Genomic DNA, 23,562 nt, shown 5'->3' with positions numbered 1-23,562 from the left:
CGACAAACCCCGGAATTTTCCGGGGTTTGTCTTTAAGCCGTCACGCTATCAGCTGCGGGTGGCCTGGGCGACCGGTGCGGCTGTCTTGGTGCGCCAATGCGGCAGCGAGTTCCAGTAGCGCTCGCCCTTGGCGTCGTCGTACATGCCTTCCCAACGGGAGATCACCAGCACGGCCAAGGCATTGCCGATCACGTTCAGGGCAGTACGCGCCATGTCCATGATGCGGTCGACACCGGCGATGAACGCCAGGCCTTCCAGCGGAATGCCCACGCTGCCCAGGGTGGCCAGCAGCACCACGAAGGACACACCCGGCACGCCAGCGATGCCTTTGGAGGTGACCATCAGGGTCAGCACCAGCATCAATTGCTGGCCGATCGACAGGTCGATGCCATACAGCTGGGCAATGAAGATCGCCGCGATGCTCTGGTACAAGGTCGAACCGTCGAGGTTGAACGAGTAACCGGTCGGCACCACGAAACTGCAGATGGCTTTCGGCGCGCCGTAGGCTTCCATCTTCTCGATCACACGCGGCAGCACGGTCTCGGAACTGGCGGTGGAGTAGGCCAGTACCAGCTCATCCTTGAAGATGCGCATCAGCTTGATCACCGAGAAGCCGAACAGGCGGGCAATCAGGCCGAGGATCACGAAAGCGAAGAACAGGATAGCGACGTAAACCAGGATCACCAGTTTGGCCAGCGGCAGCAGCGAGGCAAAGCCGAAGTTGGCAACGGTCACCGCGATCAGTGCGAAGACCCCGATGGGGGCGTACTTCATGATCATGTGAGTGACTTTGAACATGCTCTCGGACACGCCCTGGAACATGGTCACCAGCGGCTCACGCAGCTCAGGCTTGAGGCTCGACAAGCCAAGGCCGAACAGCACCGAGAAGAAGATGATCGGCAGCATCTCGCCACGGGCGACGGCGGCGAAGATGTTCGACGGGATCAGGTTGAGGATGGTCTGGATAAACGCATGCTCATGCTGCACTTCGGCGGCGGTGGCGGTGTACTTGGAGATGTCGACGGTACCCAGGGTACTCATGTCGATACCCGCGCCCGGGTGGAACAGGTTGGCCAGCAGCAGGCCGACCACGATGGCGATGGTGGTGACGATTTCGAAGTAAAGGATGGTTTTGACGCCGATGCGCCCGAGTTTCTTCGCATCACCCACACCGGCAATGCCGACGATCAGCGAGGAAATCACAATCGGGATCACGATCATCTTGATCAGGCGGATAAAGATATCGCCCGCTGGCTGCAATACGTTGCTGATCCACCAGGCTTTTTCAGCACTGAAATGGTTAAGCACTGCACCGATTGCGATCCCCAGCACCAAACCGATGAGGATCTGCCAGGCGAGGCTTAGCTTTGCCTTCTTCATGTCATTACCCTTACTTCAAGTGAACTTAAGGCAAATGCGCCAGCCGCAACGCTCGAGAGCGAAAAAGTGTGTGCATCTGCCTCCATGGAAGGTCACCGCAGCATGGCCGAAATGGCTTACTGGCAGGCGAAAAAAGGCGCAACTATTCCCATGCAAGGGTTCGACGTCTAATGCCGTAAACGCCTACCCTATGCCGAATCGGCATGAGATTTTTTAATAATAACTGTCCGAACGGTCAGTTCAAATGTGACATTTTGTCCGACAAAAATGCCGTGAACCGGCCAAACCCGGCTCGCTCAGAGATTCGGGACGTCTCCGGGGACCTGGCGGAAATGCCTGAGAATTCCATCATTTAGTGTCGGAAATGTCCTATGGCACCCACCAAAATTTATCGATAGATGGTCTACCCGACACACTAAGTAATGTTTGGAGATGAGCAGAAAGGTGATTTGCGACTAAGGGCGGCATGAACAACGGAAGAAGGAGCGTTAAAGCCCGCCGCAAGTTCAGCAAGCCGATGGCTTGTGAACCTGCGTCGCAGCTTTTCGCCTGACCCGGCCCTTGCGCAGGCACTCCCTGTACCCGTAGGTCGCGCCGATCGCAGGTGATCAGAGCAACCCGGCCCCTTGGTCATGCACCGCCCTTGGCGAGCGGTGCAAACAGAAAGAAGCGAGGGCTTCCTTCTATGGACGCCGGCCCCGCAGACAACACGCGTGTCAGACGGAACCTAGTACCAATTCGGATCTTTCTTCAGCTGCTCCATCAGCAGCTTCTGCATGCCTTCATCCGGTTTACCGATAAAACGGTAATCGGCGTGCCGCGTTGGCGACTTGTCCTTAGGCAGACCGGCCGGGACTTCCACCAACATGGCGTAGGCATCTTCCTTGTCGAGGCTGAAGGCAACGATCAGGCGCTTGTTCAGGCAGGTGTCCGCGGTTTCGCAGAGCGGCCCGACCAGATACTTGTCGCCATCTTCTTCCACGGCATTCATTTGCTCAGCGGTGCCGGACAGGTTCATCACCCATTCCGGCAGTCGCTCTTCTTTCTTCACCACGCCTTGCCAGGTCTCACGGTATTGCGGGTCCGCGCTGAGCAATTCGTTGGCTCGGGACTGGCCGTCGTTGGCGGCCATCGCCAAGCCGCTGCCGCCCAGTAGCAGGGCGGCAGTAATGGCTTTGAAGGACAAAGTGGTCATTTTCAGCCTCGGCCGCGACGACCAAAGAAGAAGGAAGCGATGAACATCACCAGGAACACCACAAACAGAATTTTTGCGATACCCGTGGCAGTGCCCGCGATACCACCGAAGCCCAGGACTGCAGCCACAATGGCGATGATCAGAAATGTGATTGCCCAACTCAACATGGTGATTCTCCTTATGCTTCTTTATAGAGGTAACAGCGGTAGTGCTTTGCGGCCACGAAAGTGGCCTTTTGGTGCCTAGAACACCCAACGCTCCTGGGATGGCAGCTCACTCAGGAAAGACTCCTGGTCAACCATCCGCAGTTGCGGGGCTGTTGCATCGGCAGCAACACTGCCAACGGAACGGAAATGGGTCTGGGTCATGGACGGACGTTCAAACTGGGGGATCTGCGGCTGACTCTGCTGCCAATGTTGCAACTGCTGGCCACCGATCAGCGTGACCATCAGGGCCAGGCTGGCAAACAGGCCTTGCTGCAAGCGCAGTGGCGATACACGCAGTTGGCTGAGGCTTTGGCGAGTCATGCTGTTGTTCTCCCGCATTTTGATTATTCGTTGGAAGAGCTATTGCAGAGCGCGTGCCAGTTTTTTTACAAAATAAAACCCAATAAAATCAGATGGTTATGAACTAAAGACTCATGCACCCTCCAGCATCCTGCACGATGCCCCCGTGGATGCCGTGCGAAATGCACGATGGCCAGCGGTCGGGTCGAGGGATAGAAAACGAAGAGGGTGTTGCCGAAGTGGCAAGACGGCATGAAAACGGCATCAGACGGGGCTTTGTAGGAAGTGATGCAGATACCTGCACGACACTGCTATTTATCGATCAGAATAAACCATGCAACTTGCCCGATTATTCCGGGACTAAACACCATCATTCATAGTTTAAGGAGCGCGGGACAGATGGAATCAGCCAAGGAACTTCAAGGCCGCATTCTTTTAGTGGACGATGAGTCTGCGATCCTCCGCACCTTCCGTTATTGCCTGGAAGATGAAGGCTACACCGTCGCCACTGCGAACAGCGCGGCCCAGGCCGACGCCTTGATGCAACGCCAGGTATTCGACCTGTGCTTCCTGGACTTGCGCCTGGGCGAAGACAATGGCCTGGATGTGCTGGCCCAGATGCGAATCCAGGCGCCCTGGATGCGCGTGGTGATCGTCACCGCCCATTCGGCAGTCGATACCGCCGTCGATGCTATCCAGGCCGGCGCCGCTGACTACCTGGTAAAACCCTGCAGCCCCGATCAACTGCGCCTGGCCACCGCCAAGCAGTTGGAAGTGCGCCAACTGTCTGCGCGGCTCGAAGCCCTGGAGGGCGAAGTGCGCCAGCCGAAAGACGGCCTCGACTCTCACAGCCCATCAATGATGGTGGTGCTGGAAACGGCGCGCCAGGTGGCTGGGACAGATGCGAACATCCTGATCCTTGGCGAGTCAGGCACGGGTAAAGGCGAACTGGCCCGCGCAATTCACGGCTGGAGCAAGCGTTCGAAGAAATCCTGCGTGACCATCAACTGCCCTTCTTTGACGGCAGAACTGATGGAAAGCGAGCTGTTCGGCCATAGTCGAGGGGCGTTTACCGGCGCCAGTGAAAGTACCCTGGGCCGCGTCAACCAAGCGGACGGCGGCACGCTGTTTCTCGACGAGATCGGCGACTTTCCCCTCACCTTGCAACCCAAGTTACTGCGGTTCATCCAGGACAAGGAGTACGAGCGCGTGGGCGACCCTGTCACCCGCCGTGCCGATGTGCGCATCCTCGCCGCCACCAACCTGAACCTGGAAGACATGGTGCGTGACGGCCGCTTCCGTGAAGACTTGCTGTACCGCCTCAATGTAATCACCTTGCATCTGCCACCGTTGCGCGAGCGCAGTGAAGACATCCTGACCCTGGCCGACCGGTTCCTGGCGCGCTTCGTCAAGGAATATGCCCGACCAGCACGCGGTTTCAGCGATGAAGCGCGCGAAGCGCTGCTCAACTACCGCTGGCCGGGCAACATTCGCGAACTGCGCAACGTGGTGGAGCGCGCCAGCATCATTTGCCCGCAGGAGAAGGTGGAAATCAGCCACCTGGGCATGGCCGAACAACCTAGCAACAATGCTCCACGCATTGGCGCGGCACTCAGTCTGGACCAGTTGGAGAAAGCCCACATCGGCGCAGTGCTTGCCACCAGCGATACCCTGGACCAGGCGGCCCGCACCCTCGGCATCGACGCGTCGACCCTGTACCGCAAACGCAAACAGTACAACCTGTGAGCTGTACTCTATGAAGTTAGCGATGAAGTTGCGCACTCGATTATTCCTGAGCATCTCAGCGCTGATTACCGTTGCCCTGCTGGGTTTGATCCTGGGCCTGGTGAGTGTCATGCAAATGGCCAAGACCCAGGAGTCCCTGATTCGCAGCAACTTCGTCACCCTGGACCTGGGCCTCAAGCTACGCCAGAGCCTGGGCGATCAATTGATCATGATGCTGGAAGACCGGCCGGACCCCGAGGCGCTGCAATCCTCGGAACAGCGCTACTTCGACTTGCTGGATCAAGGCATTGCCCATGAACAGCGCGACGGTCGCGGGACGGGCTTCAGTCAGGCCCGAGGCCAATATCAGGCGCTGCTGGAGGCCTTTGATGAATCCCAGCAACCGACGCCGCCGCCCGGCGCCAAGGACAAACTCACCGATACCTTCAACACGCTGCGCAATGGCCTGATCGCCGAACACAAGCAGGCTCTGGAAAACATCAGCAACAGCGAGCACAAGTCCCGCGAACGCGCGCTATTGGTCGCCGGATTACTGGGGTTGGTGGGGCTTGCCGTGCTGATCATCGGGTTTGTGACAGCCCATGGCATCGCCCGGCGTTTTGGCGGACCGATCGAAGCGCTGGCCAAAGCGGCAGACAAGATCGGACAAGGGGATTTCGAGGTGACGCTGCCAATCTCCTCGGCAGCAGAAATGAACCAGCTGACCCGCCGCTTCGGCATCATGGCCGAAGCTCTGCGCCAGCATCAGGCGACCAATGTGGATGAACTGCTGGCCGGCCAACAGCGCTTGCAGGCTGTGCTCGACAGCATCGACGATGGCTTGCTGATGATTGACCGCCAAGGCCGCCTGGAGCATCTCAACCCCGTGGCTCAGCGCCAACTGGGCTGGGACGAGGAGCGCCTCGGCCAAGGCCTGGGCGAAGCCTTGTCGCGTCCGGAGCTGGATGAGCAACTGCACCTGGTGCTGCGCGGCGGCAACCTGGAGCGGGCGCCGGAGGATCTGGAAGTGGAGGTCGAGGGCGAACTGCGCCTGCTGACCTACAGCCTGACCCCGGTCAGCCATACCCAGGGACATATTCTCGGCGCAGTGATGGTGCTGCATGACGTGACTGAACAACGCGCCTTCGAGCGGGTGCGCAGCGAGTTCGTACTGCGCGCTTCCCATGAACTGCGTACGCCGGTGACTGGCATGCATATGGCCTTCGGACTCTTCCGCGAACGTGCGAAGTTCCCGGCGGAGTCCCGTGAAGCGGACTTGCTGGATACCGTCAATGAAGAGATGCAGCGCCTGATGCAGTTGATCAACGACCTGCTCAACTTCTCACGCTACCAGAACGGCCTGCAAAAACTCACGCTGGGGCCGTGCGACGTCACCGATCTGCTCGAACACGCTCGCGCACGCTTCGCCGAGCCCGCCAACGCGCAAGATATCGAACTGCTGGTAGAAGCCCAATCCGACCTGCCTCGGCTGTATGCAGACCAGGTGCAACTCGAGCGGGTGCTCGACAATCTACTGGGCAACGCGCTGCGCCACACTCCCGCGGGCGGGCAAATACGCCTGCAGGCACGGCGCCATGGCGAGCGGGTGATCGTCAGCGTCGAGGATAACGGCGAGGGCATCGCCTACGGGCAGCAGGGGCGGATCTTCGAACCCTTTGTCCAGGTGGGCCGCAAGAAAGGCGGCGCCGGCCTGGGGCTGGCGCTGTGCAAGGAAATCGTGCAATTGCACGGTGGCCGCATGGGCGTGTACTCGCGACCGGGGCAGGGCACTCAGTTCTATATGGCGCTGCCGCTCTAGCTTCGGTTCAACGCACGCAGAATGGCTGCACTTTCTGCATCCGGCGTGCCATCGAACAGCGACGGCCGGAAATGCATCTGGAACGCCGCGATCACATGGCGCGTGGCGACATCCAACTCGCCGGTCTGGGGCGTCTGGTAGCCCAGGCGGGCCAGCTCTTCCTGGAACCAGGTGATGCTTGGCAGCTCGGCGGCGTATTGCACCTGAAAGCGCGCAACGGCCTGCGCATCCGGCCAAACGCCCAACCCTTCGGCGGCCAGCCGCTTCCAGGGGAACAGCGGGCCTGGGTCGAGCTTGCGCAACGGCGCGATATCGCTGTGACCAATAATATTCTTGGGGTCGATACCGTTGCGCTTGCTGATGTCCTTGAGCAACACCACCAGGGACTTCACCTGCGCCTCTGAGTAGGGGTACCACAAGCGGCCCGTAGGTGTGTCCTTGTAGCCTGGGTTCACGATCTCGATGCCAATGGAGCTGGAGTTGAGCCAGGTGCGGCCCATCCACTCGCTTTCCCCCGCGTGCCAGGCGCGCTGGCTCTCGTCCACCAGCTTGTAGATGGTGGCCGAGGCGTCGTCGCCGATCAGGTAATGGCTGCTGACCTGACCATGGGTGAGCAATGCCAGCGAGCGTTCAAGGTTGGTCGAGGTGTAATGCACGATCACGAACTGCACGCGGTTGTCGTGGTTCACCGAGGGGTGGTTGGTGTCTAGGCGAGGGCCGCTGGCACAGCCTGCGAGCACAAGGAACACAAAAGCGAAGTACAAGGATTTCATGGCGGTAGACGTTACGCAGAAGACGATAATGCAACAGTGTAACGTACCGATCGCAAGCCAGCGGTCAAATCACAAAATGGAACATTTTTCAGGCAGCCTGTACCTGGTTGCGCCCCGCGGCCTTGGCCCGATACAACGCTTCATCGGCACGCTTGAGCGCAAGATCACTGCGCTCTCCCGGCTGGAACTGCGCCACGCCCATGGACACGGTGATCGTCACCGGCTCGCCCTTGAAGTGAAACGGGCACGCTTCAATCGCCGCACGCAACACCTCGCCCACGGCCAGGGCATCCGCCAGGGATGAGTCGGGCATCAGCAAGACAAACTCTTCACCACCAAAGCGCGCGATAAAGTCGGTCGGGCGCAGGCGCTTGCGCAGCACGTTGGCGATGATCTTCAGCACCTTGTCGCCGGCGAGGTGGCCGTAGCCATCGTTGATACGCTTGAAGTGATCCAGGTCCAGCATCGCCAACGATAGGTTGTTGCCGTGCTGGTGCCAGGTGTTTACCTCATAATCGAGGCGCTCGCTCCAGGCGGCACGATTGGGCAGGCCCGTGAGCGGATCGATCAACGCCTTCTGGCGCTGCACCTCCAGGTGCTCGCGATAGCCCTGGGCTTCCTGCTCCATGTTGGCAACCCGCTCAGCCAGACCTTTGAGGCGTGCCGCCGTCTCCTGCTCGCGCAGGTCGCGCTGCTGCTGATGCTCATCCATGGTACCGAGCAGGCCCTCAAGGTGACTTTCCAACACGTGCTTGAGGCTGTCCAGGTCGGCAGCTTCCTGCACGCTGCTTTGCAGGCCATCGACCTGTTCGCGGATCTGTGTGTCCAGCTCACGGGCGGCGGAGCGGCTGTCGGCATGCCCCTCGCTGGCGACTTGCAAGTGACCCTGAAACGCCTCGAGCCGTTCGTTGAGCTGCTTGAGGTAAGCCTCGAACTCATGCTGGCCGCTGTCGGTGATCGCCAGCATCAAGACTGCCAGATCGTCGAGGATCGGCAGCAGTTCGTACCAGTTCAAACCATGGGCCAGGCGCTCGCGCATGGCTTCGGCCTGGGGTCGGTGACGTTCGGGCAACGAGAGTTCTTCGAGCAGGCCGAGCAGAGTGTCTTCGATGTGCTTGGCCACGGAGCTGTAGGACGGTTCTGGCGAGTCGGGCAGGGCATAGGCTCCATCCGCTTGCAATTCGTCAGGATCAAGCGCTTCTAGCACCGGTGGAAGCGACAAGCTGCCAATGGTGGTCTCATCCGGGGTCTCGACCTGAACTTCAGGCGTTTCGATTAAGGCTGCGAGGGCGCTTTCCGGTGCGGGTTCTTCGTCTTGAGGCTTGGGCTCGACACGCGCTCCGGGTGTTTCAATAGCGTCGGCTCGAGGCGGGGTTTCATAAACGAAGGTTTCGCTGGAGGGCTCGGCCTCCTGGGCGGGGGCTACGGGCTCGATGACCGGAGCGGCGGTTTCTTGAGGCTGCGGCGCAAAGGCACGCAACGCTTGCGTCAGCTCCTCGGATTGCTCGGACGGCTGTGGCTCGACAGCGACTGGCTTGGTCGCCGCAAGCTGCGGGGCCGGTCGGGGGGTCGATTCGTCCGCCACCGCTTCGTTCGCAATGTCCTTGGCGCCGAACAGGCGCTGCAAAAGCCCAGGGCCTGGTCGCGCGGTTTCGCCGTCCGGCTCCAGGTTGTTCAGTGCCTGGCCCTGCAGGCCGCTCAACTCGCTGAGCAACAGCGGGATCTCTCGCGCCTGGCCGACGCGGCCGTCCAACTGCTTGGCGAACGTCTTCAGCGGCCGGGCCACCTCACGGGGCAATGGAAGTTTCTGTAGTTGCGTGACCAGGGAAGTCAGCGCGGTGCTGATCTGGTCGACCCGGGTTTCGCGGCGCTGCTCCGAATCCAGCACGGCTTTTTCCAGGCGCGGCAGCAAGGCGGCGAGGGCGGCGTCCATATCATCGGTACGGACGACGTCGCGCATTTCCTTCATGCATTGGTCGACGGCGCGGTCAGTGCCCTCAGCCGCCAGCGTGCTGCGCACCAGTCCACGGCGCAGCAGGTCGAGGCGGGCAGCCCAGCGGCGTTCGAGTTTTTCCTGTTGCTCGATGCTCTTGAGGTATTTCTCTTTCCAGCGCTGGGCGTCGTCGCTCATGCAAGGGGTCCGCGGGGGCCAGGGCTCAACGCGGGTAATGCATCAGCCGTGAGCGAACCCGGCAGACGAATCTCTACCGCGACCGGCAGGTGATCGGAGATGGGCTGCGCCAGCACCTGCACACTCTCGAGTGTGAGGGTAGGACTGAGCAGGATATGGTCAAGGCAGCGTTGCGGGCGCCAACTGGGAAACGTGGCTTCGGCTTGCGGCGCCAGTAGGCCGAGGTCGCGCAACGGAGAATTCTGCAACAGGTCGCTGGCGTGGGTATTCATGTCCCCCATCAGCACCTGGTGTTTGTAATTGCCAATAAGCTCGCGGATGTAAGCCAGTTGCATCGTGCGAGTGCGGGCGCCCAGTGCCAGGTGCATCATCACGACCACCAAGGCCTCCGGGCCTTCGCCAAAGCGCACGAGGATCGCACCCCGCCCCTTGGGTCCGGGTAACGGGTGATCTTCGATGACTGAGGGCTTCAAGCGACTGAGCACACCATTGCTGTGCTGCGCCAGGCGCCCGAGGTTACGGTTGAGCTGCTGATACCAATAGGGGAAGGCACCCAGCTGGGCCAAGTGTTCCACCTGGTTTATATAGCCGGAGCGCATGCTGCCGCCATCAGCTTCCTGCAGGGCGACAAGGTCGAAGTCGTTCAGCAGGTTGCCGATCTTTTGCAGGTTGCCAGCACGTCCGTTATGGGGCAGCAGGTGCTGCCAGCCACGGGTGAGGTAGTGCCGGTACTTCTCGGTACTGATGCCTACCTGGATATTGAAGCTGAGCAGGCGCAGGCGGCTGTCTGCCGGCAGGCCCGTGGACTCCAGGTGATGTTCATTGACCTGCGGATCATGCAGGCCAACCACACGTTCGGTACCCCAGCGGCGCATGACGGGCCCCTTACTTGGCTGCGCGCTCTTTGGCGATCAGTTGGTCGGCAACATTGAGGGTCTGCTCAGGACCACCGGAAGTGCCCAGGTCGAAACGGTATTTGCCGTTGACGATCATGGTCGGTACGCCTTGCACGCCATACTTCTGCGCCAGCTCCTTGGCCTGCTTGATCTGGCCCTGGATAGCGAAGGAGTTGAAGGTGGCCAGGAACTTGTCCTTGTCGACACCTTGGGTGGCCACGAAGTCAGCCATTTCGTCCGGCTTGGTCAGGCGCTTGCCTTGCTTCTGGATCGCGTCGAATACCGCGTTGTGGACTTTGTGCTCGACACCCATGGCTTCCAGGGTCAGGAACAGTTGGCCGTGGGCATCCCATGGGCCGCCGAACATGGCTGGAATGCGCTTGAAGTTCACGTCCTTGGGCAGTTTTTCAACCCATGGGTTGATGGTCGGTTCAAAAGCGTAGCAATGCGGGCAGCCGTACCAGAACAACTCCACCACTTCGATCTTGCCGGGTTCGGAAACCGGAACCGGATTGGCCAATTCAACGTAGGTCTTACCGGCTTCAAGCGGCACGTCGGCGGCTTGTGCGGTCATGCCGAAGAGGCTGGCAGTGACGAGAGCGGCGCTGAGGATCAGATTACGCATGCTTTACTCCTGGACAAATAAAGTCGCCTCACGCGACCTTTGTTGTGACAGGTCCGCGCGGGCATGAGTTCGTTAGTGTAACGGCACCGGCCACAAAAAAGGGCGGCCTGGGCCACCCTTTTTATGCTTGCATCGCGGGATTAATCGAGTGTTAACGTTGCGTGCACCTCAGTGCAGGCCCTGGATGTAGCTGGAGACCGCCGCAATGTCCTCGTCACTCAACTTGCGGGCGATGGTGCGCATGATCGCCGCGTCGCCATCGTTGGTGCGCCCGGCCTCTTCCTTACGGAAATCGGTCAGCTGCTTGGCAATGTAGGTGGCGTGCTGGCCACTCAAGTGCGGGAAGCCGGCGGCGGCAATGCCCGCGCCATTGGGCGAATGGCAACCGGTGCAGGCCGGCAGGCCTTTATCCAGGTCGCCACCGCGGAACAGTTTCTCGCCGCGGGCCACCAGTTTCGGATCAGCAGCTCCCACACTGCCTTTCTGGCTGGCAAAATACGCCGCGATGTCTGCCAGGTCCTGATCGCTGAGGTTGGTCAACAAGCCGGTCATTTCCAGGACCGTGCGCTTGCCGGACTTGATATCCTGCATCTGCTTGGTCAGGTAACGCTCGCCCTGGCCGGCCAGTTTGGGGAAGTTCGGTGCCGGGCTGTTACCATCCGGTCCATGGCAAGCACCACATACGGCGGCTTTCGCCTGGCCCGCTGTAGCGTCGCCTGCAGCATGGGCAACACCGGTGATGCCCAAGGTCAACAGCAGACTCACGATCAGTTTGTTCATCAGCTAATCCAACTACGGCTAAGGGGTTTAAGAGTTATCTACCGGGTTTACTCACCATCAATTCAATGATGGCCTGGTAATCCTCAGTACTGCAGTCCATGCACAAACCACGCGGCGGCATTGCCTTGAAACCCTGGGTCACGTGTAGCACCAGCGTGTCCATGCCCTGCGCCAGTCTTGGCGCCCAGGCTGCCTGGTCACCCCGTCTGGGGGCGCTGGGCAACTGGCCGGCATGGCAAGCCACGCAAACTCGGTTGTACACCGCTTCCGGATCCTGTGTAGCCTGAACGCCGTAAAGCGGGACCAGGGCACCGATAGCGAGCAACCACTTGGTCATACGTCGACCATTTCAGGGTTTGAGAGCGTTCTGCGTTCTAATGCGCAATAAAGGTCTATCGCTCCCGTGAACTTCATCCTTCGCTGGGACAAAGCACACACAAAATCTGCGGCATTATATACTGGCGCTACTGAAACGGAAACGACACCGCTTGCCGCACCCTTTCTCGGCACCGCCCACATCGGAAATCTCATGCAACTCAAGAATCCCATCCTCGGCCTGTGCCAACAGTCCACGTTCATGCTCAGCGCCGCCAAAGTTGACCAATGCCCCGATGACGAAGGCTTTGAAGTCGCCTTTGCCGGTCGTTCCAACGCCGGCAAGTCCAGCGCGCTGAACACCCTGACTCACGCGAGCCTGGCGCGCACCTCGAAAACCCCGGGCCGCACGCAACTCCTCAATTTCTTCAAGCTAGACGATGATCGGCGTCTGGTCGACCTGCCGGGTTACGGTTATGCAAAAGTACCTATCCCGCTGAAGTTGCACTGGCAGCGTCACCTGGAGGCTTACCTGGGTGGCCGGGAGAGTTTGAAAGGCTTGATTCTGATGATGGACATCCGCCATCCGATGACCGATTTCGACCTGTTGATGCTCGATTGGGCGGTCGCCAGCGGCATGCCGATGCATATCCTGCTGACCAAGGCAGACAAGCTGACCTACGGCGCGGCCAAGAACACCTTGCTCAAAGTGCAGTCCGAAATCCGTAAGGGCTGGGGCGACGCGATCACGATCCAGCTGTTCTCGGCACCAAAGCGCATGGGCCTGGAAGAGGCTTATACCGTGCTGGCCGGTTGGATGGAATTGGCGGACAAAGGCGCGGAACTCGCGGAATAACTTTTCTGCGGGCAAAAAAAAACCCCGGACTTCGTATGGGGAGGGGAAGTTCGGGGTTCAAGTTCCGGACCGCTAGGGCGGGGTCCAGATATCTGCCAACACTTAACACAACATAGGAGCATTGAAGGGCTTCACCACCCATTCAGTAACTCTGAGTAGCAGTTCACGGGTTAAGTTCCGGCAAGTCAGAAAAACTATTTGAAATAACCAACGGCGATTTCCGCACTAAAGCACTCTGCCACCACACAGCGCGGTGGCAGCGCCCGCAAGTCAGTGCGCTTCATCCCAGTTATTGCCGACGCCCACTTCCACCAGCAGCGGCACGTCCAGCTTCGCGGCCGCACTCATATGCTCGCGAATCTTTTCGCTGACCTGCGCCACCTGATCTTCACGCACTTCCAGTACCAATTCATCGTGCACCTGCAGGATCACCTTGGCATCCAGGCCCGAATCGGTCAGCCAGTTGTCCACCAACACCATGGCTTTCTTGATGATGTCGGCCGCCGTGCCCTGCATCGGCGCGTTGATCGCGGTGCGTTCAGCGGCCGCGCGCTCCTGGGGCTTGTTGGAGTTGATCTCGGGCAAGTACAGGCGACGGCCGAAGAAGGTTTCCACGTAGCCTTGATCAGCGGCCTGGGCGCGGGTGCGCTCCATGTACTCGCGAACCCCCGGATAACGGGCGAAATACACATCGATGTAGGCCTTGGCCGTCTTGGTATCGACGCCGATGTCCTTGCCCAGCTTCTGCGCGCCCATGCCGTAGATCAGACCAAAGTTGATCGCCTTGGCACTGCGGCGCTGGTCGGAGGTGACCTCGCCCAGCTCAACCTTGAACACCTCGGCCGCCGTGGCGGTGTGCACATCCAGGTTGTGACGGAAGGCGTTCATCAAGCCCTCGTCCTTGGACAGGTGCGCCATGATCCGCAGCTCGATCTGCGAATAGTCCGCCGCCAGCAGCTTGTAGCCCTTGGGTGCAACAAACGCCTGGCGAATCCGCCGCCCTTCGGCGGTACGCACCGGGATGTTCTGCAGGTTCGGATCACTGGAAGACAAGCGCCCGGTCGCCGCCACCGCCTGGTGATAGGAGGTGTGGATACGTCCGGTACGCGGGTTGATCTGTTCCGGCAGGCGATCGGTGTAGGTGCTTTTCAGCTTGCTCATGCTGCGGTACTGCATCAGCACCTTGGGCAGCGGATAGTCATCCTCAGCCAGCTTGGCCAGCACTTCTTCGGCGGTGGAGGCCTGGCCCTTGCCGGTTTTCTTCAGCACCGGCAGGCCGAGTTTTTCGTAAAGAATCGCGCCGAGCTGCTTGGGCGAACCGAGGTTGAACGCCTCGCCGGCGATCTCGAAGGCTTGGCGCTCCAGTTCGACCATCTTGTTGCCCAGCTCGATGCTCTGGATACCCAGAAGGTCCTTGTCCACCAGTGCACCCTGGCGCTCGATACGGGCCAGCACCGGCACCAATGGAATCTCGATATCCGTGAGCACGCTCGCCAGGCTCGGGATGGCCGTCAACTGTGCAAACAAAGCCTGGTGCAGACGCAGGGTCACATCGGCATCTTCCGCCGCATAAGGGCCGGCCTGCTCCAGGGCGATCTGATCGAAGGTCAGCTGCTTGGCGCCCTTGCCGGCGATGTCCTGGAAAGCAACAGTGTCGTAGTCCAAGTACTTCTTGGCCAGGCTGTCCATGTCGTGACGGGTTGCCGTGGAGTTCAGCACATAGGACTCAAGCATGGTGTCGAACGCAATGCCACGCACGGTAATGCCCTGCGCCGGGTCGCCGCCGATAGCGCAGTTGGCCAGGATATTCATATCGAACTTGGCGTGCTGGCCGACTTTGAGCTTGGTCGGGTCTTCCAGCAGCGGTTTCAGAGCCAGCAGGACGGTGTCGCGGTCCAACTGCTCCGGCGCGCCGATGTAGGAATGGGTCAACGGGATGTAGGCCGCTTCATGGGGCTGCACGGCGAAGGAGACGCCGACCAGCTGCGCCTGCTGGGCATCGATACCGGTGGTTTCGGTGTCGAAGGCAAACAACTTCGCGTCGTTGAGCTTCTTCAGCCAAAGGTCGAACGTCGCCTGATCGAGGATGGTGGTGTAGGTGGCCTCTGCCGGTGCTACTGCCTCGACGGCTTGCTCGGCAACCGGCGCAGCCTTGAGTTCCACGCGTTTGGCATCGCGCTGGACCTCATCAATCCAGCTCTTGAACTCCAGCAGCGTGTACAACTCCAGCAGCTTCTCGCGATCCGGCTCGATCAGGTGCAAATCATCCAGACCGATATCCAACGGTACATCGCACTTGATCGTCGCCAACTGGTAGGAAAGAAAAGCACTCTCCCGATGTTCTTCCAGCTTGGCCGGCAACGTCTTGGCGCCTCGGATAGGCAAGGTCGGCACAATATCCAACTGCTCATAAAGCTCTTTGATGCCGCCGTTCACGCCGACCAGCAAGCCGGAAGCGGTCTTCGGACCGATACCCGGAACACCCGGGATGTTGTCGGACGAATCGCCCATCAGCGCCAGATAGTCGATGATCTGCTCGGGAGCGACACCGAATTTCTCCTTCACGCCCTCGATGTCCATCGCGCTACCGGTCATGGTGTTGACCAAGGTAATGTGCCCGTCGACCAGTTGCGCCATGTCCTTGTCACCGGTGGAGATCACCACGGGGCGGGCAGCCGCCGCACTGCTGCGCGCCAGGGTGCCGATCACATCGTCGGCCTCGACGCCTTCGACGCACAGCAACGGGAAGCCCAGCGCGATCACGCTCTGGTGCAACGGCTCGATTTGCACGCGCATGTCATCGGGCATGCTCGGGCGGTTGGCCTTGTATTCGGCGTACATGTCATCGCGAAAGGTCCCACCCTTGGCGTCGAACACCACCGCGAACGGGCTGTCCGGGTACTGCTTGCGCAGGCTCTTGAGCATGTTCAACACGCCCTTGACCGCGCCGGTGGGCAGGCCTTTGGAAGTGGTCAGCGGTGGCAATGCGTGGAAGGCACGGTACAGATACGAAGAACCGTCCACCAGGACGAGGGGTGCTTGGCTCATGAGCAGAATCAACCTTTTCGGCGGGTCAGGCGCTAGAATAGCCGGACCAATGACGACAAAGGGACAAGGTTATCATGCGTACATTCAATCGCCTGCTGTTGACTGGCTTGATTGCACTCGCTCCGATGGCTGCCGTGGCGGCAGACGATGCGCCTGGGGGCGATCCGGAAGTGACCATTCGCACGGAAGGCGACAAGACCATTCAGGAGTACCGCCAGAACGGTTTCCTTTACGCAATCAAGGTCATCCCGAAGGGCGCACCTCCTTATTTCCTGGTGCGCGCGGACGGAACCGATGCGAACTTCATCCGTTCTGACCAGCCGGATATGCTGATCCCGTCATGGAAGATCTTCGAATGGAAATGATTTCTTAACTTCAATTGGCGCCGCGCACCGCGGCGCCCGTACTGGCAGTTTTAACCATGTCTGTGTTCACCCCCCTGGCTCGGCCCGAGCTGGAAACCTTTCTCGCCCCTTACGGCCTCGGCCGCCTGATCGACTTCCAGGGGATTGCCGCCGGTAGCGAAAACACCAATTTCTTTATCAGCCTGGAGCAGGGTGAGTTTGTCCTGACCCTGGTCGAGCGTGGCCCGGTTGCGCAAATGCCGTTCTTCATCGAACTGCTCGACGTACTCCACGACGCCGACCTGCCGGTGCCCTACGCCCTGCGCACCACCGACGGCGTGGCCTTGCGCGAACTCAAAGGCAAACCGGCACTGCTGCAACCGCGCCTGGCCGGCAAGCACATCAAGGACGCCAACGCCCAGCACTGCGCCCAGGTCGGTGACCTGCTGGGCCATCTGCACCTGGCGACGCAGGGCGAGAGAGTCCTCGAGCGCAAGACCGATCGCGGCCTGGACTGGATGCTCAGTGAAGGCGCGCAACTGATTTCGCACCTGAACGCCGCACAGCAACGCCTGTTGCAGGATGCTCTGACCGAGATCGCAGCGCACAAGGCCGAGATCCTCGCCCTGCCACGCGCCAACGTGCACGCCGACCTGTTCCGCGACAACGCGATGTTCGAAGGCACGCACCTCACCGGCCTGATCGACTTCTACAACGCTTGCTCCGGCCCGATGCTGTACGACGTGGCGATCGCCCTGAATGACTGGTGCTCGGACGCCGATGGCGTGCTTGATGGGCAACGCGCCAGGGCCTTGCTGGGAGCGTATGCAGGGCTGCGGCCGTTTACCGCGAAGGAAGCCGAGCTGTGGCCGACGATGTTGCGCGTGGCCTGTGTGCGATTCTGGCTGTCACGCCTGATCGCGGCTGAATCCTTTGCGGGACAGGATGTGCTGATCCACGACCCGGCGGAGTTCGAGCATCGACTGATGCAGCGTCAGCGGGTCACCGTGCAACTGCCATTTGCCCTCTAAAAGCCCGTGAGATCAAAAAGTGTGGGAGGAGGCTTGCCCCCTCCCACATTTGGTCGTCGTTTGCTGTCAGAGCGACTCCAGGCAACCCGCCAAGTCGTTGCCCAACTTATCCAGCACTTGCTCGTAGCCTTGAGCGGTAGCCGGGGTATAACCCCCCAGCGCATCCAACTCTGCCAACTTCACCGGCAACCCGGCCACCAGCGTTTCAGCCAGGCGCGGACGCAACGGCGGTTCACTGAACACGCACGTCTTGCCCACTTCCTGCAAACGGGTACGCATCGCCGCGACATGCTGGGCGCCAGGCTGGACTTCAGCGGCCACGCTGAACACGCCGGCATGCTTGAGCCCATAAGCGTCTTCGAAGTAATCGAAGGCTTCATGGAACACGAAGTAGGGCTTGCCATCGATCGGCGCAAGACGGGCTTTCAGGCGAGCATCCAGGGCATCCAGGCGCTCGTCGAAGGCCTTCACGTTGCTCTGGTAACGCGAGGCATTAGCCGGATCGGCAGCAGCCAGGTCAGTGGCCATGCGTGCAGCAATAACCCGTGCGTTGATCGTGGACAGCCACAAGTGCGCGTCCAGGCTGCCTGGGCGGTGATCGTGGTCATGTTCGTCGGCTTCATCGGCGTGGGAGTGGCTATCTTCGGCAAAACGGCGCAGCTTCATGCCCGGCAGGTCCTGCACTGCTACCGTTGTTGCCGTACGACCTTTCAACACGCGCGGCAGGAAACTCTCCATGTCCGGGCCGATCCAGTACAGCAGGTCCACCGACTGCACACGCCGTACGTCGGATGGTCGCAACGCATAGTTATGCGGCGACGCGCCCGGTGGCAACAACACCTCCGGAACCGCCACGCCGTCCTGCACCGCCGCAGCAATCAACTGCAACGGCTTGATGCTGGTCAACACCTTGACCTCGGCCTGAGCGGCGCCAGCCATGAACAAACTGGTGACAAACACGACAAAAACGGGAAAAAGTCGGGACACGATGACCACTCAATGGCGTAGGAACGGGTAACATAATAACGTCTCTATCAAATATCTGTCGCCGCTCATGCCAAAAACACCGCTTGCCAGCCGTCCCCACGACCACTCTCACTGCGTGCATACCGCGCTGTCGGAAGCCGACACCCTGTGCACACAGAAGGGGCTGCGCCTGACCGCACTGCGCCGCCGCGTGCTGGAATTGGTGTGGCAGAGCCACAAGCCGCTGGGCGCCTACGACATTCTCGGCGTGCTCAGCGAGCAGGACGGCCGCCGCGCCGCGCCGCCCACCGTGTACCGCGCACTGGACTTCCTGCTGGAAAACGGCCTGGTGCACCGCATCGCCTCGCTTAACGCCTTCGTCGGCTGCAGCCACCCGGAACACGCGCACCAGGGCCAGTTCCTGATCTGCCGCGAGTGCCACGCCGCCATCGAGCTTGAACAAAAAAGCATCAGCGACGCCATCATCAAGAGTTCTGCCGAGGTCGGCTTCCGGGTCGAAGGGCAAACGGTCGAAGTGGTCGGCCTGTGCTCGGGCTGCCAGGGGGCTTGATGAGCAACGCGTTAATCCGCCTGGAGCAGGTCGGGGTCACGTTCGCCGGGCAAAACGTGCTGGATAACATCGCACTGAGCGTGGAGCCGGGGCAGATCGTTACCCTGATCGGCCCCAACGGCGCCGGCAAGACCACCCTGGTGCGTGCCGTGCTGGGCCTGCTCAAGCCCGACACCGGCAGTGTGTGGCGCAAGCCCAAGCTGCGCGTCGGCTACATGCCGCAGAAGCTGCATGTCGATCCAACCTTGCCATTGTCAGTCCTGCGCTTCCTGCGCCTGGTGCCCGGCGTAGACCGTGCCCGCGCCCAGGCGGCGCTCAGGGAAGTCGGCGCCGAACAGGTGATCGACAGCCCGGTGCAAAGCATTTCCGGCGGCGAAATGCAGCGCGTGCTGCTGGCCCGCGCCCTGTTGCGCGAGCCGGAACTGCTGGTGCTGGATGAGCCCGTGCAGGGCGTCGACGTCGCCGGCCAGGCCGAGCTGTACAGCTTGATTACCCGTCTGCGCGACCGCCATGGCTGCGGCGTATTGATGGTGTCCCACGATTTGCACCTGGTGATGAGCACCACCGACCAGGTGGTGTGCCTCAACCGCCACGTGTGCTGCTCGGGCCATCCGGAACAGGTCAGCGGCGACCCGGCGTTCGTCGAGCTGTTCGGCAAGAACGCCCAGAGCCTGGCGATCTACCACCACCATCACGACCACGCCCACGACCTGCATGGCGCCGTCGTCGATGACCCCGCCGCCCCTCATACCCACGTTCATGGAGATAGCTGCAAGCATGGCTGATTTTCTGCTCTACGCCCTGCTGGCAGGCTTGGCTTTGGCATTGGTGGCGGGCCCGTTGGGCTCGTTCGTGGTCTGGCGGCGCATGGCCTATTTTGGCGACACCCTGTCGCACGCCGCGCTGCTGGGCGTGGCCCTGGGCTTTCTGTTGGATGTGAGCCCGACCATCGCCGTGACCGTTGGCTGCCTGTTATTAGCGGTACTGCTGGTGACCCTGCAACAGCGCCAGCCCCTGGCCTCCGACACCCTATTGGGCATCCTGGCACCCAGCACCCTGTCCCTGGGCCTGGTGGTGCTGAGCTTCATGCATGAAGTGCGCATCGACTTGATGGCCTACCTGTTCGGCGACCTGCTGGCGATCAGCCCCGGCGACCTTGCGTGGATCCTCGGCGGCAGCGCGGCCGTACTGGCGCTGCTGGTCGCGCTGTGGCGCCCGCTGCTGGCGATTACCGTGCACGAAGAGCTGGCCACGGTAGAAGGCTTGCCCGTGCCGGCCCTGCGCATGGCCCTGATGTTATTGATCGCCGTGGTGATCGCTGTCGCGATGAAGATTGTCGGCGTATTGTTGATCACGTCGCTGCTGATCATTCCTGCGGCCGCTGCCCAGCGCCACGCCCGCTCACCGGAGCAGATGGCGGTGGGCGCCAGCCTGCTGGGGATGCTCGCTGTGTGCGGGGGCCTGGCGTTGTCCTGGTTCAAGGACACGCCGGCCGGGCCGTCGATTGTGGTCACGGCCGCCGCCCTGTTTCTGCTGAGTTTTGTCCTGCCCCGTCGAGGGGTGTAGACTTGCTCGCTTTTTGCGCAAATAGAGAGTCGCAGGAATGAAGCCGTTCACCTCCCGTTATCTGCTCCTTGCCGCATTTTCCCTGCTGCTGGGCGCCTGTCAAAGCACACCGCCCGCCGTCCCCGAGGCCCCGGACGCACGCGCTGCGGCCATCGCACAGCTGGAGCAAAACCTGGCCAGCAGCGAACTGGCCACCGCAGAAGACCAGCTAGCGGCGCTGCAAGCCCAGTCGCCCAACGACCCGGCGCTGGAAACCTACCAGCGGCAGTTGGCTGAAGCCTACTTGCAACGCAGCCAGATCGTGCTGCAAAAGGGCGACGTAAACGCTGCGGCGACCGCTCTGAGCCGTGCCCGCGCCCTGATGCCCAAGGCACCCGCGCTGACCGGTGGCGTCAACAGCGCCATCAGCCATGCGCGCAAGGCCGAACTGGACAAAGCCGAAGCCGACCTGAAAGCCGCCGAGGCCAAGCCCGCCGCCAAGGTCATCGACCCCACGGCGCCCAGCACCACCGTGGCGTTGAACCTCACCAACATCGAAGAACTGCGCCATCAGCTGGATGCAATTGCCACCGACGTGGTGAATTACCAATGCGATGTGAGCATCCAGGCGCCGCGCACAGAGGATTACCCGTGGCTGGCCACGTTGCTGACCAAACGGGTGAAGCGAATTGATTCGGGGTATGACCTGAAGATTCACCGGCAGATTCTGAAGAAGATTCCGGCGCAGGTTGTGCTTATTCCGCGCAAAGCGGAATAAAACCATCGGCGGCAAGCCCCCTCCCGCACTTTGAATGTATTCACAGCTCAAAATGTGGGAGGGGGCTTGCCCCCGATGACGATCTAACAAACAACCAAAGACTTAAGCCGGAATCGCCTTGGCCTTAGGCTCACGATCCCAGACCCGGTGCTGGGCAATCGCGGCAAAGAATGCCTTGAACGCCTTGGCATCCGACCCGACGATCAGTCCCGCATCCGCCTCAAGCTTCAACAGATCCAGCAATGACTTAGCGTCGTTGGCGACGGTAATCGCCTTCAAGTGCTTGTACGCTTCCAACAGGAAGTGCAACGCCACGCCATCACCACTCAAGGCTTTAACAGAGTCTTTCCCGCCAGGGACAAATACCGCATCGAACGCAATCGACGGCATACCTTCCATGGAGGCATTCACCTTCAGGCTTTTACCATCAGCCGTTTTTACCGGTGCCGAGGTTGGCCCCAGCAGCTTGGCATGTGCGCCCTCGGCTTCCAGTGCCTTCTTCAACGCATCAATTGCAGCACCATCAACGCCGTTCGCGGCAAGAATCGCCACTTTTCGCGTTTTGATATCACCCGGCAGCAGGTTTGCCTGGCTCAATGCCGGCGAACGTTCCGGCTGGGTTTTACGGACAGGCACCGTGCCTTGGGTCGGCGCGGGCAGCCCCAGGTTCTGCGCCACGCGCTTGGCCAGTTCCAGGTCGATGTTGGCCAGGATCTCGTTGACCTGACGCGCGCGGATAAACTCGCGCTCGACCTTGCCCAGCTCAAAGCTGTAAGCCGCAATGATGTGCTCCTGTTCGTGCTTGCTCATGCTGTGGAAGAACAGACGCGCCTGGGAGAAGTGATCGCCGAACGACTCGCTGCGCTCACGGATCTTGTGCGCGTCGATGCGCTCAGGGTAGGACTCAAAACCACCATCCTGCGCAGCCGGTGGCGTTTCCTTCGGCCAGCCGCCATCGATGGAGTTCGGCTCATAAGAGGCTCGCCCTTTATCGATGGTGCTGCGGTGCATGGCATCGCGCTGGTTGTTATGCAGCGGCGTGACCGGCTGGTTGATCGGCAACTGATGAAAGTTCGGCCCGCCGAGTCGACTGATCTGCGTGTCAGTGTAGGAAAACAGCCGACCTTGCAGCAGTGGATCGTTGGAGAAGTCGATACCCGGCACGATATGGCCTGGGCAGAACGCGACCTGCTCGACTTCAGCGAAGAAGTTGTCCGGGTTGCGGTTGAGCACCATCTTGCCCAGCGGCGTGATCGGCACCAGCTCCTCAGGGATCAGCTTGGTCGGGTCGAGGATATCGAAGTCGAACGCATGCTCCTTGTCCTCGGGAATCACCTGCACGCCCAATTCCCACTCAGGGTAGTCGCCCATCTCAATGGCTTCCCAAAGGTCGCGGCGGTGGTAGTCGGTATCTTTACCGGCCAGCTTTTGCGCTTCGTCCCACACCAGCGAGCAAGTACCCGCCGTAGGACGCCAGTGGAATTTTACGAAGTTGGATTTCCCCTCGGCGTTCACCAGGCGGAAGGTGTGCACGCCAAAACCCTGCATGCTGCGCAGGCTCTTTGGAATGGCACGGTCAGACATCGCCCAGATCACCATGTGCGCCGATTCAGGCTGCAACGAGACGAAGTCCCAGAAGGTATCGTGCGCCGACCCGCCTGTAGGAATTTCATTGTGCGGCTCGGGCTTCACGGCGTGCACGAAGTCAGGAAACTTGATCGCGTCCTGAATGAAAAACACCGGCATGTTGTTGCCCACCAGGTCGAAGTTGCCTTCTTCGGTGAAAAACTTCACGGCAAAACCGCGTACATCACGCACCGTGTCACCCGAACCACGCGGGCCCTGCACAGTGGAAAAGCGGGTGAAGACCGGCGTTTTATGCCCAGGGTCACGCAGGAAACCAGCCTTGGTCAGCGCCGAATGGTTCTCGTAGGTCTGGAAATAGCCATGGGCACCGGTGCCACGGGCATGCACGATGCGCTCCGGGATACGCTCATGGTCAAAGTGCGTGATTTTTTCACGCATGATGAAATCTTCCAGCAGCGATGGGCCACGGGAGCCCACTTTCAGGGTGTTCTGGTTGTCGGAAATCTTGACGCCCTGATTGGTACGCAGGGCCTGACCGGTCGCATCGGAGCGGAAGGCCTCCAGGGCCTGCAGCTTGGCGTTGGTGTTACCACGATCCAGGGTGTCGGTGCCCGCTAGCTCGCTCTTTGGCTTTTTGCTACTCATCAGTCAAAACTCCTTATTCAAAGTGGCCAGAGCGGTCCCCGGCTCG

At 60.6% G+C, this 23,562-nt stretch carries 22 protein-coding genes; 9 read left to right on the top strand and 13 right to left on the bottom strand.

The window, feature by feature from the left end:
• Positions 1 to 48 precede the first annotated feature (48 nt).
• The 4 genes from gltP to BM110_RS23825 all read right to left on the bottom strand — a co-directional run bounded on the left by gltP (position 49) and on the right by BM110_RS23825 (position 3,102).
• Positions 49 to 1,380 carry a glutamate/aspartate:proton symporter GltP gene (gltP, locus tag BM110_RS23840; protein ID WP_058424440.1) on the bottom strand — a complete coding sequence of 444 codons (1,332 nt, stop codon included), beginning with the start codon at positions 1,378 to 1,380 and terminating at the stop codon, positions 49 to 51.
• A gap of 727 nt (positions 1,381 to 2,107) precedes the next feature.
• Positions 2,108 to 2,575, bottom strand: a complete 468-nt coding sequence (locus tag BM110_RS23835; RefSeq protein WP_093514279.1) for an inhibitor of vertebrate lysozyme family protein — start codon at positions 2,573 to 2,575, stop codon at positions 2,108 to 2,110.
• Between the two features lie 2 nt (positions 2,576 to 2,577).
• Positions 2,578 to 2,742, bottom strand: coding sequence for a DUF1328 domain-containing protein (locus BM110_RS23830; protein ID WP_003170804.1), 165 nt, complete (start codon positions 2,740 to 2,742; stop codon positions 2,578 to 2,580).
• Positions 2,743 to 2,817: 75 nt separating this feature from the next.
• Positions 2,818 to 3,102, bottom strand: a complete 285-nt coding sequence (locus BM110_RS23825) for a hypothetical protein (protein WP_092242367.1) — start codon at positions 3,100 to 3,102, stop codon at positions 2,818 to 2,820.
• Between the two features lie 378 nt (positions 3,103 to 3,480).
• Here BM110_RS23825 and algB point away from each other — a divergent pair, with 378 nt between their 5' ends.
• Positions 3,481 to 4,827 carry a sigma-54-dependent response regulator transcription factor AlgB gene (gene algB / locus BM110_RS23820; protein WP_058424438.1) on the top strand — a complete coding sequence of 449 codons (1,347 nt, stop codon included), beginning with the start codon at positions 3,481 to 3,483 and terminating at the stop codon, positions 4,825 to 4,827.
• Between the two features lie 10 nt (positions 4,828 to 4,837).
• A complete protein-coding gene (locus tag BM110_RS23815; protein WP_093514278.1) occupies positions 4,838 to 6,625 on the top strand; it encodes a KinB sensor domain-containing domain in 1,788 nt (595 codons plus the stop codon).
• Here BM110_RS23815 and BM110_RS23810 read toward each other — a convergent pair.
• The 6 genes from BM110_RS23810 to BM110_RS23785 all read right to left on the bottom strand — a co-directional run bounded on the left by BM110_RS23810 (position 6,622) and on the right by BM110_RS23785 (position 12,167).
• Entirely contained in the window at positions 6,622 to 7,398 is a 777-nt protein-coding gene (locus BM110_RS23810; protein WP_093514277.1) for an N-acetylmuramoyl-L-alanine amidase, read from the bottom strand. The two genes, BM110_RS23815 and BM110_RS23810, sit on opposite strands and share 4 nt — an antisense overlap.
• An 88-nt stretch (positions 7,399 to 7,486) precedes the next feature.
• The gene (locus tag BM110_RS23805) at positions 7,487 to 9,529 is read right to left on the bottom strand and encodes a GGDEF domain-containing protein (protein WP_093514276.1); all 2,043 of its coding nucleotides are present in this window, start codon (positions 9,527 to 9,529) and stop codon (positions 7,487 to 7,489) included.
• Positions 9,526 to 10,404, bottom strand: a complete 879-nt coding sequence (locus BM110_RS23800) for an endonuclease/exonuclease/phosphatase family protein (RefSeq protein ID WP_058424434.1) — start codon at positions 10,402 to 10,404, stop codon at positions 9,526 to 9,528. Before BM110_RS23800 ends, BM110_RS23805 begins: the two co-directional genes overlap by 4 nt.
• 10 nt (positions 10,405 to 10,414) lie before the next feature.
• Positions 10,415 to 11,050, bottom strand: coding sequence for a thiol:disulfide interchange protein DsbA (dsbA, locus tag BM110_RS23795; protein WP_033899253.1), 636 nt, complete (start codon positions 11,048 to 11,050; stop codon positions 10,415 to 10,417).
• A gap of 168 nt (positions 11,051 to 11,218) precedes the next feature.
• Positions 11,219 to 11,830 (bottom strand): c-type cytochrome, encoded by a 612-nt coding sequence (locus tag BM110_RS23790; protein WP_058424433.1) that lies wholly within the window; start codon positions 11,828 to 11,830, stop codon positions 11,219 to 11,221.
• Positions 11,831 to 11,864: 34 nt separating this feature from the next.
• Positions 11,865 to 12,167 (bottom strand): c-type cytochrome, encoded by a 303-nt coding sequence (locus BM110_RS23785; protein WP_092241416.1) that lies wholly within the window; start codon positions 12,165 to 12,167, stop codon positions 11,865 to 11,867.
• A gap of 192 nt (positions 12,168 to 12,359) precedes the next feature.
• On the opposite strand from BM110_RS23785, the gene yihA reads away from it, so the two are divergent.
• On the top strand, positions 12,360 to 13,001 hold the full coding sequence (gene yihA / locus BM110_RS23780; protein WP_010207832.1) for a ribosome biogenesis GTP-binding protein YihA/YsxC: 642 nt from the start codon (positions 12,360 to 12,362) through the stop codon (positions 12,999 to 13,001).
• Positions 13,002 to 13,271: 270 nt separating this feature from the next.
• Here the strand turns inward: yihA and polA are convergent, their stop codons facing one another.
• A complete protein-coding gene (gene polA, locus BM110_RS23775) occupies positions 13,272 to 16,049 on the bottom strand; it encodes a DNA polymerase I (protein WP_092241418.1) in 2,778 nt (925 codons plus the stop codon).
• Positions 16,050 to 16,123: 74 nt separating this feature from the next.
• Between polA and BM110_RS23770 the strand changes: the two genes are divergently transcribed.
• The gene (locus BM110_RS23770; protein ID WP_071490948.1) at positions 16,124 to 16,414 is read left to right on the top strand and encodes a DUF2782 domain-containing protein; all 291 of its coding nucleotides are present in this window, start codon (positions 16,124 to 16,126) and stop codon (positions 16,412 to 16,414) included.
• A 56-nt stretch (positions 16,415 to 16,470) separates the two neighbouring features.
• On the top strand, positions 16,471 to 17,424 hold the full coding sequence (locus BM110_RS23765) for a homoserine kinase (protein WP_092241420.1): 954 nt from the start codon (positions 16,471 to 16,473) through the stop codon (positions 17,422 to 17,424).
• Positions 17,425 to 17,490: 66 nt separating this feature from the next.
• Here BM110_RS23765 and BM110_RS23760 read toward each other — a convergent pair whose 3' ends face one another.
• Positions 17,491 to 18,420 (bottom strand): zinc ABC transporter substrate-binding protein ZnuA, encoded by a 930-nt coding sequence (locus BM110_RS23760; RefSeq protein ID WP_092241422.1) that lies wholly within the window; start codon positions 18,418 to 18,420, stop codon positions 17,491 to 17,493.
• A gap of 58 nt (positions 18,421 to 18,478) precedes the next feature.
• Here BM110_RS23760 and BM110_RS23755 point away from each other — a divergent pair, with 58 nt between their 5' ends.
• The 4 genes from BM110_RS23755 to BM110_RS23740 are packed head-to-tail and all read left to right on the top strand — an operon-like array spanning position 18,479 to position 21,284.
• The gene (locus BM110_RS23755; protein WP_025854323.1) at positions 18,479 to 18,961 is read left to right on the top strand and encodes a Fur family transcriptional regulator; all 483 of its coding nucleotides are present in this window, start codon (positions 18,479 to 18,481) and stop codon (positions 18,959 to 18,961) included.
• Positions 18,961 to 19,746: a zinc ABC transporter ATP-binding protein ZnuC gene (gene znuC / locus BM110_RS23750; RefSeq protein WP_092241423.1), complete on the top strand. Its 786-nt coding sequence runs from the start codon at positions 18,961 to 18,963 to the stop codon at positions 19,744 to 19,746. The genes BM110_RS23755 and znuC overlap by 1 nt, the downstream gene beginning before the upstream one ends.
• Complete coding sequence (znuB, locus tag BM110_RS23745; RefSeq protein WP_071490944.1) at positions 19,739 to 20,527, top strand: zinc ABC transporter permease subunit ZnuB; 789 nt, start codon at positions 19,739 to 19,741, stop codon at positions 20,525 to 20,527. Before znuC ends, znuB begins: the two co-directional genes overlap by 8 nt.
• Positions 20,528 to 20,564: 37 nt before the next feature.
• A complete protein-coding gene (locus BM110_RS23740) occupies positions 20,565 to 21,284 on the top strand; it encodes a PA5502 family lipoprotein (protein WP_071490943.1) in 720 nt (239 codons plus the stop codon).
• Between the two features lie 102 nt (positions 21,285 to 21,386).
• Here the strand turns inward: BM110_RS23740 and katE are convergent, their stop codons facing one another.
• Positions 21,387 to 23,516, bottom strand: coding sequence for a catalase HPII (gene katE, locus BM110_RS23735; protein ID WP_093514275.1), 2,130 nt, complete (start codon positions 23,514 to 23,516; stop codon positions 21,387 to 21,389).
• Positions 23,517 to 23,562: the final 46 nt, after the last annotated feature.

It is taken from the genome of Pseudomonas sp. NFPP28 (assembly GCF_900115535.1).
In the GTDB taxonomy this organism is placed as follows: Bacteria; Pseudomonadota; Gammaproteobacteria; order Pseudomonadales; family Pseudomonadaceae; genus Aquipseudomonas; species Aquipseudomonas extremorientalis.
Note: the sequence above shows the minus strand (reverse complement) of the source record. Positions and strands in the feature narration are given on the sequence as shown.

Bases quoted from the DNA above. Each gene is read 5' to 3' on its own strand.
- gltP (WP_058424440.1), bottom strand. From the start codon at position 1,380: ATGAAGAAGGCAAAGCTAAGCCTCGCCTGGCAGATCCTCATCGGTTTG.
- BM110_RS23835 (WP_093514279.1), bottom strand. From the start codon at position 2,575: ATGACCACTTTGTCCTTCAAAGCCATTACTGCCGCCCTGCTACTGGGC.
- BM110_RS23830 (WP_003170804.1), bottom strand. From the start codon at position 2,742: ATGTTGAGTTGGGCAATCACATTTCTGATCATCGCCATTGTGGCTGCA.
- BM110_RS23825 (WP_092242367.1), bottom strand. From the start codon at position 3,102: ATGACTCGCCAAAGCCTCAGCCAACTGCGTGTATCGCCACTGCGCTTG.
- algB (WP_058424438.1), top strand. From the start codon at position 3,481: ATGGAATCAGCCAAGGAACTTCAAGGCCGCATTCTTTTAGTGGACGAT.
- BM110_RS23815 (WP_093514278.1), top strand. From the start codon at position 4,838: ATGAAGTTAGCGATGAAGTTGCGCACTCGATTATTCCTGAGCATCTCA.
- BM110_RS23810 (WP_093514277.1), bottom strand. From the start codon at position 7,398: ATGAAATCCTTGTACTTCGCTTTTGTGTTCCTTGTGCTCGCAGGCTGT.
- BM110_RS23805 (WP_093514276.1), bottom strand. From the start codon at position 9,529: ATGAGCGACGACGCCCAGCGCTGGAAAGAGAAATACCTCAAGAGCATC.
- BM110_RS23800 (WP_058424434.1), bottom strand. From the start codon at position 10,404: ATGCGCCGCTGGGGTACCGAACGTGTGGTTGGCCTGCATGATCCGCAG.
- dsbA (WP_033899253.1), bottom strand. From the start codon at position 11,050: ATGCGTAATCTGATCCTCAGCGCCGCTCTCGTCACTGCCAGCCTCTTC.
- BM110_RS23790 (WP_058424433.1), bottom strand. From the start codon at position 11,830: ATGAACAAACTGATCGTGAGTCTGCTGTTGACCTTGGGCATCACCGGT.
- BM110_RS23785 (WP_092241416.1), bottom strand. From the start codon at position 12,167: ATGACCAAGTGGTTGCTCGCTATCGGTGCCCTGGTCCCGCTTTACGGC.
- yihA (WP_010207832.1), top strand. From the start codon at position 12,360: ATGCAACTCAAGAATCCCATCCTCGGCCTGTGCCAACAGTCCACGTTC.
- polA (WP_092241418.1), bottom strand. From the start codon at position 16,049: ATGAGCCAAGCACCCCTCGTCCTGGTGGACGGTTCTTCGTATCTGTAC.
- BM110_RS23770 (WP_071490948.1), top strand. From the start codon at position 16,124: ATGCGTACATTCAATCGCCTGCTGTTGACTGGCTTGATTGCACTCGCT.
- BM110_RS23765 (WP_092241420.1), top strand. From the start codon at position 16,471: ATGTCTGTGTTCACCCCCCTGGCTCGGCCCGAGCTGGAAACCTTTCTC.
- BM110_RS23755 (WP_025854323.1), top strand. From the start codon at position 18,479: ATGCCAAAAACACCGCTTGCCAGCCGTCCCCACGACCACTCTCACTGC.
- znuC (WP_092241423.1), top strand. From the start codon at position 18,961: ATGAGCAACGCGTTAATCCGCCTGGAGCAGGTCGGGGTCACGTTCGCC.
- znuB (WP_071490944.1), top strand. From the start codon at position 19,739: ATGGCTGATTTTCTGCTCTACGCCCTGCTGGCAGGCTTGGCTTTGGCA.
- BM110_RS23740 (WP_071490943.1), top strand. From the start codon at position 20,565: ATGAAGCCGTTCACCTCCCGTTATCTGCTCCTTGCCGCATTTTCCCTG.
- katE (WP_093514275.1), bottom strand. From the start codon at position 23,516: ATGAGTAGCAAAAAGCCAAAGAGCGAGCTAGCGGGCACCGACACCCTG.